This is a genomic window from Dryocola boscaweniae (genome assembly GCF_025215095.1).
Lineage (GTDB): Bacteria > Pseudomonadota > Gammaproteobacteria > Enterobacterales > Enterobacteriaceae > Dryocola > Dryocola boscaweniae.
In genome coordinates, this window is the sequence record NZ_JALHAP010000077.1 from 43,020 (window position 1) to 56,739 (window position 13,720).

Sequence of the window (13,720 nt, forward strand, 5' to 3'; positions counted from 1 at the left end):
GTCAGCAAGCGAGGGTAAGATGCCTAACTTTTTCAGGGATTCGAATGGTGCTCTGAATCTAGCCGCACAAAAGTTGCTGCCCAACCAAGGCTTTCGCGCAGGTCAACTTGGTTCCCTGCATGCTGCAATGGCGCATTACTCGGTCTATGCTGACCCGGCGATAATCTGCCTTCCCACTGGGTACGGTAAGACATCTGTAATGATGGCCCTGCCGTTTCTGGTTCAGTCAAAACGAGTGCTCGTTGTTGAGCCATCTAATGCGCTACGCAAGCAGGTATCATCGCACTTTGCGGAGCTTTCTACACTAAAGCGTATTGGTGCTATCCCGGCGGATCTTGCTAACCCATCGGTGCTCCGACATGAAGGGAGACCTCAATCGGAGGAAGATTGGCAGGTCTTAGAGAGCCACGATGTTGTGGTTTCGACCCCAAGTAGTTCTTCACCAGCGGTTGCACCTGGCGCCTCGCCAGACTTGTTCGATTTGATCGTATTTGATGAAGCCCATCACGCTCCTGCGAATACATGGGCTGCGTACTTAAAGCACTACACGAAAGCCCGGTTCGTATTTCTGACCGCAACGCCCTTTCGCCGCGATGGCCAAGTAATTCCAGGGAAGCTGGTCTACCGCTACCCGGTAATGAAGGCCGTAGATGAAGGGGCGTTTCATCCCGTCGCCTTCCGAGCTGCGCCTATTCAAAACACGGTTGATGATCATCATATTGACCAGGTCATTGCAGAGACTGCTGTAAACCAACTGCATCAGGACTTAGCTGCAGGGCATGATCATCGCCTTTTTGTGAGAGCAGCAACGATCAATGCAGCCAGGGCTTTGGTTCCAATCTATCAAGCGCTAGGGGTCAACGTTGAAGCGGTGGATAGTAAGATCACGAAGCGTACCCAGGATCGCTGCGAGCAGCGTTTGGTCAGTGGGGAGCTGCAGGGGATCGTGTGTGTAGATATGTTCGGGGAGGGGTACGACTTTCCGAAACTGAAGGTGGCCGCATTACACACTCCACATCGTTCATTGGTACCGACAATTCAGTTCATTGGGCGTTTCGCTAGGGTGGATAAGGCAACCGGCCAGGCGACATTAATTGCGCCGCTCCCAAGAGTTCTGGAGGCGCCTAGCGCTCTTCTTAAGGAGGGGGTAGATCTTGCGAGTATGATAGATGCTGCAGCTCAAGCAGAGATGGCAGGCGATGCTGCTGAGTTAGAAATGGTTGAGCGGCTCAGGCTGCGGCGAGTTGCCGAATCAAACTACGATGCAGTGTCCCCTTTAGCAATCGAGCTCTATGCGCACGTCTGCGTGTTCCGTTGCTCCACACCTCCAATCTTCACTCAGATAAAAGAAACCCTGGGGCGTGACCTGCGAGTAGTGAAGCAATGGGCGTCAGATGATGGAGACCTGACACTAATCCTGACCTCCGACGAAAATCCACCAAATTTCGCCACATCCGATGTGCTTGTGAACATTCGGCATGATGCTTTTCTGCTCTTATACTTTGCGGACTCCCAACTTTGCTATATCGGCTCTACCCGAAGAACAGAAAAGATCTACTTGGGACTGATGGACATGGTTTGCCCTCAGAGTTATCGGTCATTGAGCTACGAGGAAACCAGCCGTGCGAGAGCTGGTTTGGAGGGTGTCCGATTCTTCAATGTCGGACTAAAAAATACGACATTCAACTCACAAAGCGAAACATACCGAACGTTAACAGGGCCGGCAGCGGAACGTGCGGTAACGGCTGGTGATAGCCGGGCATATGCTCAAGGGCACTTCTTTGGAAGCGGATCGAGTGGCGGAGAAAAAGAAACCATCGGAGCTAGCAGTAGCTCGCGTATTTGGAGTAATCAGCGCCTCTCTATAGCAGAATTTTATCAGTGGGTCGCTCGATTAGATGGTCGACTCGCTGGCAATGCTCCCTTCTCTGAAACACGCCTCGATGTTATTCGTTCGGCTACGACGTTGCAGAGGCTACCAGACCTAGTGATAGCAGGGACCTGGCCCAGAGCAGGATTCAAGACAAATCCGAGGATTAGGATTCGTCGCCCTGAGGATCAACGCCCGCTCTATAGCCGCCTCACTGAATGGGACCTGGCAGACTTTGACTGCAGACCCTTAGAAGCCCAATTGCTCTTCAGCCTTCACTCAGAGGAAGCGAGTGCCAATATGCGATTTTCTCCTCAGGGGAGAATGGTGGCACTGCTCGATCAGAATATGGGTTTGGAGATCGAATCAGCTAACGATCTATGGATGCCGTTAGCTGACTGGTTGAGTGAACACCCGCCGATGTTCTATACCTCCGATAAATCTACCTTTGAAGGGCTGAATTTAATGCTTGCACCACAGTTACAGGCAGTTTCGCTTACAAAGGACGATACGCAGGTCATTGGTTGGGAAGAATGCGAAATCAGGGTCGAGTTTGTAATCGACAACGACACTGAAAAAGCACGGGAACAGCGCGCAGAGCTACAGGGTAAAAGGACTGTACAGGAACACCTCGAACAGTACCTGCTTGCCCTCCCTAACGTAGTCGCATTGTTTTACGACCACCGTTCTGGAGAGGCAGCCGACTATATAGCGGTAACCATGGAAACCAATGGTGACGTGGACATCGCATTGTACCACTGTAAAGGAGCAGGAGGCGCTCCCAGCGGGGGGCGAGTGGATGATGTGTACGAAGTCGCTGGCCAGTTAGTGAAATCCGTTTTCTATTGCGATGTATCTGTGCTTCTTGCGCATATGGCGGATCGAATGGGTCAACGTTTTAAGTCGCCGTCAAGGTTTGTAGTGGGGGATCTGCAGACACTCAAGGATAGACTTGAAGCCACTCGGGCAACTCAACTTGGATTCACTGTCGTGGGCGTGCAACCAGGAATAAGCAACGCTGCAATCGATGCTCACCTCGCAGATCTAATGTCATTCGGAATCTCTTACGCCATGCAAGGTGGTGCAACAAGAGCCTATTGGTTAGTGAGCAAGTAGTAATTTTCACCAGAGCGGAAAAGGGAACAGATTATTTATTGGTTTAATGTCCGCTTCATGTCCTGAGACATTCAACAAGCTTTTTACGGCTTCAGTAAGGGCGACTTTCGCGCTTCCAGTGCCAGCAAATATGTAGCTTCGTCGTACAGATTTTTGGTCTTCCAGCAGCGGTAAATGATCCTCATCCATTTGAACGCCAGAGCCTGGGTAGCTGATTGATACGATTTCCCTTTTTCTCGCTGGCCCTGGTAATAAAGTTTTGCCCAGTATGATGCGTTAACAGTCTTCGCAGTCCATTCCACGAATGTCTGTCGGACGAATCTCGCACACTGTCAACACCAGCGTACCCCGGATTTTTGACCGCTTCATTCGGTTACTGGCGCGATGCCTGCGTAGTTTTGAATTTCTTCGGCACTGTTGAAGCGGTTGCGGTTATCACCAAATGCTGCAAGCATTCTGGGGCTCATACACGGCCCCATGCCTGGAAGTGATTTGAACAGGTCTGCATCCGGAAGCGTATCGAATAAGGATTTTATTTGTTCGCCGTAGGTTCTGATAAGGTCACTATCACTTTGATTACCTCTCATGAACGACTCTTTTTAAGTCGTTTTAAATGACTCTGAGGCGTCTGTTGAACCCGTAGCGAATCAGCGGGTCAAAAGACCGAATACCTCAGTTCATGCTGGGACTGTTTTTGGGGGGAAGGCCAGAACAACCAAAGTTCTTTGATGCTCTGGCTTTAATGTGAAACAGATTGGTGACTAGATGAACACTTTTATATTTATTAGCGAGTTATGCACCTTTTAGTGGAACACTACACTTATGAATTGTACAATGTATGTTCATATGGCTATAAGTCGAGATAACAAATGCAAGAATTTTGGGAAATCTTTGGCAGTGCACATTTTGTGGCTATCGCTTGGGCATGTACAGTCGTCAGTTGCATCTATGCCTTTGTCCAAAAAAATAATGTGACCAATATTAAACATAAATTTAATGATCTAAACATCACGCATAACGATCTAAAGGTCCAAAACAATACTCTTCAGCAAAATAACGCTTCCCTAGAAATATCTAATAACGAGTTAAAGATCCAGAATACAAGTCTTGAACAAAAAATAATTAAATTCGAACAAAATGATATTCACGATAACTATCAAGAAGTGCATCAACATGGTAAAAATAACTTTAACCAAGGTGTAATAAAAGGCGATTTTATTTACAACAAATAATACTCTTGGGTTTGTCTATGTGTGAAACAAGATTTGACATTCAAAAGATCGAAGGGGACTTCTACAATGTGGGGGCTCCAGAAAACAATGTCGACTCTATTATCAACGTTATCATTGGTGATATTGCGTCAGCTAAAGTGAAGATTGACCGCAGTGATCGGTCTTTTCCTGCTAGTGTTGCTATAAAAATAGAACACAATATGCTTAATACCAAACGTCGTATAGTCTTACGATACAAATCATACTCATCTCATATTGAAAGAGCCTATTTTCTTGCAGAACAAAACATAATCAACGGAAAACAGTCAGCTATGGAGTTGCTGAATGAAATGTACTGCAATTCACTTGAGAAGTATGAAATCGATTCTTTTGAGCCAGACATAGCACAAGTACGACAGCATGCTGACGAAATCATCAGCGATGTAATTAAACAACTGAGAAAGTTCGTTTACAATTCAGCTAATGTTACTCAATACAAAGAACAAGTAGAAATTGGCCTAAGCGTTGTTGTTGCACATGCATTTGTTGAATGCTGTGTCTTGGAGAATCCTAATAATGCTACCAATTAAAGGCTCTCATCCAGAGATGAACGTGCTTTACATCGGTGGCTTTATTCTTAAAAAACTTCATGGGTGTAAAAGAGAACGTATTACGATCACTCAACTAATGAAAGTTGGGACCCAAGAACTTTCTGTTTCTGTAGACCACATAATTTTAGCGCTGGACTGGCTGTACATTATTTCTGCTATTGGCTACGATGGCAAAGAGGTTTTTATCAATGAAGTTGCTTAGATTTATCTTAGAGATAGACGGTGAAGTAAGACGAGAGATACCATTTTTCGACAACTTAAACATCATTACAAGCAAAAAAGAATCTGATGCACCTGGCAATAGCGTAGGTAAATCTACCTTAGGAAGAATTCTAGACTATTTGTTTGATGGGTCAATTAATCCTATCTATATTGACGATGAGTTTCAAACACCAAAACAAGAGATTGAACAACTTTTTACTGATAGTGAAGTGTATGTATCACTAGAATATATAGGTTTAGATAATCAATGCAGCGTCATCAAACGTAGACTTTCTACTGATGCAGAACTACAAAACTACATTTTGAATGGGAGCGAAGTAACAAGCAAAGAATACATTTATCATATCATGGGTAGTATATTCAACGTTTATTCCACTAAACCAACAATCAGAAAGCTTGCTCCGAAATTCTTTCGAACAACTCAACATCGTATGACAAAGACAGTTAACTTCGATAACGGTAGAAATGTTTCCAAGTCGGATGTAAACACTGTTTTTTTATATTTGTTTAACTTTAATGACACAGAGATACTCACTAAAGTCCATAAGTTAAAAACCACTATCAAAAGTTATGAAAGAAACCTGAAAGCATTCAATAGCGTTATTTCTCAAGACAAGATTGTCGGTTCGATATCCAAAATAAAACGAGAACTTACTAAGTTGGAAAGGTCTCTCTTGTCGTCTGAAAAAGGGATCGATAAGCTAGAGATCGTATCTAAAATCAACGCGATTGATGATGAGCAAAACTCCTTATCTGAAGAAATACTATCGTTAGATTTAAAGATAAAAAACATCTTCAAAACTAATGAAATACTCAAGGCTAACGCACAGCATTATTTGCTAAATGAGTTACAGACAATTTATGAATACGCATCGGTTAAGATAGAATCCACGCTTGAGGACTATCGACAAGCACTTACGTTCCATGAGCATCTTCTAATTACTAAGCGTGAATTTGTTTCTGATGGGTTAGATGAGCTTCAAGAGAAACATGAAGAAGTAACTGTAAAATTCGGTAAGTTAAATAATAAGAAGCAGAGCCTTTTCGACGAACTTAAGTCAAAAAAGAAAATAGAAGAGATTTCTGACACAATGAAGGAGATTGGTAAGCTAGACAAAGAGTTAGCTAAGCTTACAGCCATCATTGACAAGAAAAATGATATCGATTCAAAACTGGTACTTGAAAGGCAAAGCTTAACTGAGTTGTCAGGGGAACTGGAAACTGAGCTTAGCAACGTAACCTCATTTGAAGAGAAATACATCGAAAACTTCAAAAATTACACTCTTGATTTTTATGGTGTTGAGTACAACTTCAGTCTCCATTTAGATCAAGAAAAAGGTGAATGCACCCCGCATGTAGACGATGTAGAGTCAAACAACGAAGGCGGGCTAAAGAGACTTGAAGTTGTTACGTTTGACTTGGCATACATTAAGACCGTTTGTGATAAACAAGCTTTAAGGCCTAACTTTGTAATGCACGATTCCATTGATGAAATCGATATTCAACACGTTCGCAAAATGTTTGACGAGTCGATTAAACTATCAGGGCAACATATTGTATCTATGCTGTCTGATAAGTTAGCTCAAGAAGATTACCAAAAGTATAAACGTTACATCATTTTGGAGCTATCTCAAGATGATAAGTTTTTCAAACTGTAATGCCACGGGCTGCTAATTGAGCAGCCTTTTCTAAATATTAATATTTAGCTAGCCAATGAAAAAAATCAGCATGAAGAACCCATGTTAAAAAAGTGACCTGCCACAGCTTATGGCAGAACTCCCGCACCGCCATATCCAGCTCGACCTGCTTCAGAGCAAAGACAATCTGTTCTTCGATAGATCGTGACTTTTTCACCGGTCCTACATCCGTTTCGGGGAGCATTTATCATGCCGGAATTCTGTTTCTGAATGGGGCAAGATTTTTGGCGAGGGTCATGCACCACGTTCTTGCCATGGGCAGTTTTGTGCCAATATTGAACATAGCTCACAAAATAGCGAGTTAATCGCTGGAAGGCAGTTCACCTCGATTGAAAACTGTTATTACATCCCACATATCGATGTAGAGGGCTTCCCTCTTAAACCGTTAAAGGATAACTATCATGGCTCTTAAACCTGGTCCTAAACCAATTGCTAAATCGACAGGCAAACCAGATAAACGTCGGCGTGATAATAAGGATACTCCCGGTAACACACCGGGGCTAAAACCGAGTAAATCTACAGGGAAATAAAACATCAGCGAGCAAATAATAAGGGTGTAAATAATTTCTTTACGCCCATTATTATGAGAATAGATTACAGCATGTTTTTCTGTAGCCAGATCTGCGTGCCTTCTATGTCATACGCCTTTGCTCCATATCCTTTCGTAAGCAAGGACTCCGGCAAATAATCGTCATATTTATCCAGATATTTTTCTGGAACATCTGCAGCGAGCTCAGACTCTGAAGGCAAGCCAGTCAACTGCATTTCTTTTAGCGCATGTTGAACCGATGATAAACTTGCATGCTCTATCTCTATAACACCTGCAAATGAACTGGCTTTGAAGCGGCTACGCATGAGCAAGGCCGTTATTGTATTAACGACTTTATCCCCCATCCAGGGGAGAATGTAACTACGCTGGCCGTCGGAAATAAAATGGGAATTTTGTAGATTGTAACGCTTAAAGTTGTTACAGCCTTCTGCAAAGAGGCTTCTGGCGGTGGCATCTGCATAGTCGACTCTCTTACTACCTATGGTGATGCGGTAATCATTTTCCTTGTAGATAGTGAGCATCTCCTGGCGAACAACATCATGTACAGACATACCCCCACCACTAAACTGTGGCGGCTGGCCTCCTTTGGTCGCTTCAACATAGATAACTTTTTTTTCCACCTCAATCTCAATCACTTTCCAGCGTCGTCCACCGAAGATTATATGCTGGTCAGGCAGAAGAGGGGAGTCCACGGGCACTGTGCCAAGGGTTCGATTTCCTGTGACAATGCGGAATTCTTCTGGAGTATTGAACACAGCGTAAAACGTATAATGGTTAGTCAGTTTTTCCCCCTCAGCCCCGATAACCATTTCTCCGCTAGCAAGTTGTGTCAGCAGGCTGTTTGTCCCCATATGCTTGAGCAGATTTTTGAAATCATTTACGTCAATGTTTCGGAACGGACCTGTATGACATAATTGCGTCCAAAGTTGATCGGCTCGAACTCCGCCCCATTGCGCGGTGATCGCAAGAATCTGGTGCAGCAGTGTGGAGTAGTGCATCTGGCGAGTATCTGCCGGTTCGAACCATCGCTTAGAGATCATCAATCTGATCATCGCCATCGACTGGACAAGCTGCAACCGCAAGTGATCTACAATGCTGCTGGTTGCGGTAAGTTCTTGTTCAGAGATCAGCATTCTCAGAACTGATGGAGAATCGCGTCGCCCTGACCGGCCCATACGCTGACGCAAGCTGGAGACAGAATGCGGAGGAGTGACCTGTATAACTGACTGCACCTTACCTATATCAATACCCAGCTCAAGCGTCATGGTACAGATTGCTGTTGTGGGCAAATTCCCCTGCTGTAGGCGGGCTTCAAGCGTTTCGCGTAATTCCCTGGACAAGGATCCGTGATGGGGAAAGAATTCATTCGGAACAACATTTTCCTCACACATGTCGCTCAGCGTCGCCGCAATGCTTTCAGTGCGCTTTCGACTGTTTGCAAAGACTAAATGGGAGTCGCCACGGCAGAGTCTGAAGATGTCAGCGCAGACCTGTTCTTCTGCTGAGCGTTGAGGTTCTTCTCCCTTTTTAGTCACTGGCTCGAGATAGCCTTTGACCTGCACCTGCAGTGTGGACGAGCTATTATTGTCTGTCACAGTTTCGCAGGACAATCGCTTATCCGGACGCAACAGTTCAGGCACCTTATCCAGTTCTCCTAACGTAGCACTCAATGCAACGCGGGGAACCGGATTCGCATGACGTCCCAGCACATGATCAATTCTGTTGAGCAGCGAGAGTAGTTGCATGCTGCGCTCAGAACCAATAAAAGCGTGAAACTCATCAATAACAATGTAGGCCAATGGCGAGAACGCCTGTTTGAGCCAGCCCGATGAGTTTATGAGCAAAGACTCAAGTGATTCCGGTGTAATAAGCAAGATGCCAGACGGGTTAGTGCGGATTTTCTTCTTTTTGCTTTGTGGTACATCACCGTGCCATGGAGTCACCGGCATATCCAACGCCTCGCCCAGGCTCTCAAGACGACGGTACTGGTCATTAATCAGCGCCTTAAGTGGGCTGATATAAACAATACCAAACCCGTTAGTGATACCTGCAATTGCTGAACAGGCAGGCAGAAAGAAAGCCTCTGTTTTACCCGCTGCAGTGCTTGCACTAATTAGCACGTCCCGGTCACGGGCTAAAACGGCCGGGATAGCGCTCTCTTGCAGGGGCCTTAATGCAGACCAGCCCTGCTTATAAACCCACTTACGAACGCGGGGATCGAGACTATCGTAAGCGCTGCTCATAATTTGAAGTTGGCCAGGCTGTCATCATCATCTTCATCCTGTGCAATGTTGTCATCCATATCGCTGGGCCTGTCATCTTCAATTGCCACACCCGAGATTAGCGTCTGCCAGTTTATCGAGCTGTTTTGTTCAAGCACGGCCAGCATGTCCAGAAAACCTTTGATGGTATTTCGGGGGGTACGGAAGTAAGCATCCCCTATGGTTTTACTGCAGTGGTGCAGAAAACCGGTAAGTGCATCATCCGATACCAGATACTTCTCGGGCTCTCCGCCTGCATAAACATGGCGAAGATTTTTCAGTAAAATATACAATTCCTCTGGGGTGAGGCTGGCAAGATGTAGCGTGGGTGACGAGTAGTCAATCACTCCTGCTTTCTGAGCGAACCGATTTTCCGCCAGACGCGATTGCAGCGCCTCATAACTGTAGAGTCCTTTACGCGGGTCAAACAGGAATTCGGGCGTGCCTCCAAGAACAAAACCAATATTTTCGGCAGAGCCCTGCAGACAGTCATTCAGGATCCGCAGGATCTGTTCATAGTTCGCCGTCCTCGCCTGAGTGTTGTTCAGCTTGTAAAGGTTTACCATCTCGTCGAGGTTGACCAGTAATCCGGCATAGCCTGCCTGACGAACAAACAGGCTTACCAGCTTCAATGAATCGTAGAACGAGGCATCTGAGATAATCGTCCGGACGTCGAGATCGTTGCGGGCATCGGTTTTTGTGGTGTATTCGCCCCGCAACCAGCGAATGGCATTGGATTTTAACGTCTCGTTATCCTGTTCATGTCCGCGCCAGAAGGCATCGATGACTTTAGCAAAGTCATATCCCCCCACCATGTCTGACAGAGCAGCCAGGCGTTGGTGAATAACCGACGAGACTGGAGCGCCATCCGCATCAGCCTCCTTCCTCGCCTCCGTGACGAACCGCTCCACAACACTGAGTAACGCATTACCATCAGGTTTGTTGCGGGTGGACATGTTTTTCATAAGCTCTGAGTAGAGATTGCGCGCCTGACCTCCCGATGAGTGAATGCGCCTGTCGGGGGAAAGGTCTGCACTGACTGTTACCAGCCTTTTTTCAAGTGCAATAGAACGTACCACGCTCAGAAAGAACGTTTTGCCCGATCCGTATTCACCGATGATAAGTCTGAAGCTTGCGCCGCCGTCCGCTATCCGCTCAATATCCTTGTGGAGGGCCGTTATCTCATTCATCCGGCCCACCTGGATGTGCTGAATGCCTATTCTTGGCGTTACACCAGACTTCAGTGATTGGATAATAGCATCCCGTTCTTTAACTCTTATGCGTGTCACAGACATCAACTATCCCTCTAGTTCTTTGGCAATTTCCAGGTCTACCCAGATCTCATCATCGGCATCGTCCATTACTGGTGCATCAACCACTGCATAGGACCAGTCATTGATAACCTCAAGCGCACCGCTGAGCATCAAATTAAGATTTTCGCAAAGTTCTGTCGCCTCTTTCCGGGGCCATTGCTTCTTCTCCAGAAGGCTGTGGTAGAGTTGTTTATGTGCACTGTCAAGGCCACCCTCTTGCGCCCCGGTTACGGGAGCGCTCTCACGAAATTCCGGCTCGTCCTCGGTAAAAATTGCGCTAAGTAATTTACGAACATCGTTTGTTGCCGACTCATGGTGGGCCAGTACGTTGGCGTCCAGCGTGAATTCAGTGGCCCCAAGACTTGCTGATGCGGACGATTGCGGGATTACCTCTGTCGTCGAATGCTGATGGATGTTGCCGGAAATAGTTGATGGATCCAGTCCCAGGCTCAAATAAATCTTTTCCAACTGTTTAATTTCGGCAGGCTCAATTCTCCCATCAGAGCAGGCTACTCCGACGATAACCTTACCTACTGCTAATTTTTCCATCGTACTCAGCGGCGCTATTCTATTTTTCATTCCCGTCATATTGGCCGGGGTATGAAGCTGCCACGTCAAATACGCATGTAAGGAGCGTTTTTCATTTTCGCTAAAGCCAGAATTATGGTCGATCGCATTTTCCAGCACTTTCTGCTCGGCCTGATCAAGGCTATTGTCGGTTAAGGCTACTATTGACCCAAGTCTTAGTGTCATTACCGCTGAGAGAAATGCCGGAGATGGTGAGAAGCGCGCACCCTCACTAGCGGCAAATAAAACCAGCGCGCCGTCAGCTTCTGCTTTCACATGGTGGTAAAACGGATCCGGTGCCAGGCAATAGCCCATTTTCAGGGCAAAGGCTTGCATCAGGTCGGCCTCTTTTTTATTAATTTTTGCCGGGCAATTGGCTCCCATGTGTACCCAGAAGTCAGCAGCGGTGGTTAACCCCTTGCGACTCGCGATCACTTCATCAGCCCAGCGTTTGAATGTATTTAAAACTTTTCCAGCGCTTTCGTTAATGATTTCCACAGGCAGCAACATAATTGCAGCAGTGTCATTTTCTGACGTACCTTTTCTGCCAAGGTAGCGGCTGTAAGCATCCAGTTCATCTGTACAGATCTCTGCAAGTGTCATGATTTTCTGGACTGGGCCCTTCAATGCACTAGGGTCAGGCAAGTCTGGAACAGGAAGACGAAAGCCGCGCAGACTGGGGCTTGCTGGTGTGTAATCCATTCGTAGTCGTGTTTTATTAGGTTTGACAACCATCCCCTCACCGTATTTGAGGGTATAGCGCCGTTTGAAAAGCGCAGCAAATTCATTCGCGCAGCGGCGGGCGGGAGTTCGTAACGCATACTCTGTATGATTTATTATCCACCTCAGCGCCAGATCGGCTGATACAGGAACTCCAGCGTCCACAGCCTTTGCCAAAGCTAACTTAAACAGCATAAGATTGCTGAAACTCGAACCTTGGCCAAGATCTGCGACCAGACCAATGTCCGGGCGCAGAATAGACATTGCTTCAAGTAACTGGGACGAGTAATTCCGGAAGGAGCGGTTCTCAATGAATACCGATCTTAACCGGTAGACTTCATTAAACAGATTGCGGAACTCAGCGTCAGGTGTATTACCATCCCGGCTGTCAACCAGTGCTTTTCTCTCCAGGCCATACAGATAGATAAAAACGTAACCTACTGGGCATGAGGCGTCACGCCTGTCGCTGGACAGCCAACTGAGATACGCACCGCGCGCATCAGGTGAAAGCGAGGAATAACTGGGCCAATATCCCAATGAACTATCTTCGTAAAGATAATGTTTTGGGTAAATGTTGAGCGTGTCGTCAATTAATGATGCCTCAGTGCTATCATCATAATACTCGCTGAAGCTCTGCCCGGTGGGCTTCATCCGCTGACCTAAATAGAAGTAACCACCGGTGATCTCCACACCACCTACAATGGTCACCTCACCAGGTAGCACCCATCGAGCCAAAGTACCCGTCGTTTTTGAAGGGCTCTGACGTTGAATCGTTGCTGCTCTGTAATCGACACTCCGATCGCCGCTCAACGTAAAGCTCGCCAGAACATCATCTTCACTGTCATCGTTTCTCACAACAGCCTCTTTTTTCTTGATATCAGCAAGCCATTCTTTAGGTGGCGCTTTCACGGTTTTGGAGGCATAAGTTCCTGCGGATTTATTCTTTTTCTTTTTGAAAAACAATAAGTAAATTACGTAAATCGCCGCTATAAATATCCATAACTCCATGGGCAATAACCTTAAACATGATTTTTCGCATACGCCGAAAGAATGGCGAGGAAAAGGAGGGGAAGTAGATTAATCTTAAAATAATACTTCTATATTGTGAGGGTTAAAACTAAAACATGGCCAAATTTACCCATTTCTTTTTATCCATAAAGCCATTATCTAAATAGTTACAGGGCGGACAGAACCTATGTGCTGACAGACAAAACTATCTGTTTTATGGGCAGAATTCACCATTCTACAGGAGACATAGCCTTTTGGGCCTGCTTTACACCCAGCCTGTAATTTCTGACGTTCGCTTGCGCTAAATAAGAATGTCAGACTTGGCGTGTATTACCTCGATTACAGCCAACTGATGTCTGAACTGACACAGCTAAATTCGAGTTCTAAACATCAGCACTCAGCCCTTTTCACCTCAGCGGAGTAAGGGGCGCTACGCCCGGCTATGCAGGGTCAGTTTTTTCTCCCGTGTGCTTTCCGTTCCCGTATCAGCTTCCGGCCAATCTTTTCCCAACACAACCCGTCCCGCAAGGGTAAATAGCACGCATGCTGCGCCCTTGCGGGACGGAACGATGTC

At 46.1% G+C, this 13,720-nt stretch carries 9 protein-coding genes and 1 pseudogene; 5 read left to right on the plus strand and 5 right to left on the minus strand.

Going from position 1 to position 13,720, the window contains the following annotated elements; genetic code table 11:
* Positions 1–19 precede the first annotated feature (19 nt).
* Complete coding sequence (locus tag MUA00_RS09790; protein WP_271123059.1) at positions 20–2,986, plus strand: DEAD/DEAH box helicase; 2,967 nt, start codon at positions 20–22, stop codon at positions 2,984–2,986.
* A gap of 83 nt (positions 2,987–3,069) precedes the next feature.
* On the opposite strand, the pseudogene MUA00_RS09795 reads toward MUA00_RS09790, so the two are convergent.
* A pseudogene (locus tag MUA00_RS09795) lies at positions 3,070–3,522 on the minus strand (IS110 family transposase); the annotation flags it as partial.
* Between the two features lie 333 nt (positions 3,523–3,855).
* Between MUA00_RS09795 and MUA00_RS09800 the strand changes: the two are divergent.
* From MUA00_RS09800 to MUA00_RS09815, 4 genes are read left to right on the plus strand one after another with little or no spacing between them, the layout of a single operon-like run.
* The gene (locus MUA00_RS09800) at positions 3,856–4,218 is read left to right on the plus strand and encodes a hypothetical protein (protein ID WP_271123058.1); all 363 of its coding nucleotides are present in this window, start codon (positions 3,856–3,858) and stop codon (positions 4,216–4,218) included.
* A 17-nt stretch (positions 4,219–4,235) separates the two neighbouring features.
* Positions 4,236–4,787, plus strand: a complete 552-nt coding sequence (locus MUA00_RS09805; protein ID WP_180850490.1) for an ABC-three component system protein — start codon at positions 4,236–4,238, stop codon at positions 4,785–4,787.
* Entirely contained in the window at positions 4,774–5,010 is a 237-nt protein-coding gene (locus MUA00_RS09810) for an ABC-three component system middle component 6 (protein WP_271123057.1), read from the plus strand. Before MUA00_RS09805 ends, MUA00_RS09810 begins: the two co-directional genes overlap by 14 nt.
* A complete protein-coding gene (locus tag MUA00_RS09815) occupies positions 4,997–6,688 on the plus strand; it encodes a DUF2326 domain-containing protein (protein ID WP_271123056.1) in 1,692 nt (563 codons plus the stop codon). Before MUA00_RS09810 ends, MUA00_RS09815 begins: the two co-directional genes overlap by 14 nt.
* Before the next feature lie 37 nt (positions 6,689–6,725).
* Here the strand turns inward: MUA00_RS09815 and MUA00_RS09820 are convergent, their stop codons facing one another.
* The 4 genes from MUA00_RS09820 to MUA00_RS09835 form a co-directional block, all read right to left on the minus strand.
* Positions 6,726–6,911 carry a hypothetical protein gene (locus MUA00_RS09820; protein ID WP_271123055.1) on the minus strand — a complete coding sequence of 62 codons (186 nt, stop codon included), beginning with the start codon at positions 6,909–6,911 and terminating at the stop codon, positions 6,726–6,728.
* 410 nt (positions 6,912–7,321) lie between these two features.
* Positions 7,322–9,520, minus strand: a complete 2,199-nt coding sequence (locus MUA00_RS09825) for a DEAD/DEAH box helicase (RefSeq protein WP_271123054.1) — start codon at positions 9,518–9,520, stop codon at positions 7,322–7,324.
* Positions 9,517–10,833, minus strand: a complete 1,317-nt coding sequence (locus tag MUA00_RS09830; protein WP_181523140.1) for an ATP-binding protein — start codon at positions 10,831–10,833, stop codon at positions 9,517–9,519. Before MUA00_RS09830 ends, MUA00_RS09825 begins: the two co-directional genes overlap by 4 nt.
* Positions 10,834–10,836: 3 nt before the next feature.
* Entirely contained in the window at positions 10,837–13,146 is a 2,310-nt protein-coding gene (locus tag MUA00_RS09835; RefSeq protein WP_271123053.1) for a tellurite resistance TerB family protein, read from the minus strand.
* Positions 13,147–13,720: the final 574 nt, after the last annotated feature.

Coding starts and splice junctions, on each gene's coding strand:
- MUA00_RS09825 (WP_271123054.1), bottom strand. CDS start 9,520: ATGAGCAGCGCTTACGATAGTCTCGATCCCCGCGTTCGTAAGTGGGTT.
- MUA00_RS09815 (WP_271123056.1), top strand. CDS start 4,997: ATGAAGTTGCTTAGATTTATCTTAGAGATAGACGGTGAAGTAAGACGA.
- MUA00_RS09810 (WP_271123057.1), top strand. CDS start 4,774: ATGCTACCAATTAAAGGCTCTCATCCAGAGATGAACGTGCTTTACATC.
- MUA00_RS09830 (WP_181523140.1), bottom strand. CDS start 10,833: ATGTCTGTGACACGCATAAGAGTTAAAGAACGGGATGCTATTATCCAA.
- MUA00_RS09820 (WP_271123055.1), bottom strand. CDS start 6,911: ATGCTCCCCGAAACGGATGTAGGACCGGTGAAAAAGTCACGATCTATC.
- MUA00_RS09790 (WP_271123059.1), top strand. CDS start 20: ATGCCTAACTTTTTCAGGGATTCGAATGGTGCTCTGAATCTAGCCGCA.
- MUA00_RS09800 (WP_271123058.1), top strand. CDS start 3,856: ATGCAAGAATTTTGGGAAATCTTTGGCAGTGCACATTTTGTGGCTATC.
- MUA00_RS09835 (WP_271123053.1), bottom strand. CDS start 13,146: ATGGAGTTATGGATATTTATAGCGGCGATTTACGTAATTTACTTATTG.
- MUA00_RS09805 (WP_180850490.1), top strand. CDS start 4,236: ATGTGTGAAACAAGATTTGACATTCAAAAGATCGAAGGGGACTTCTAC.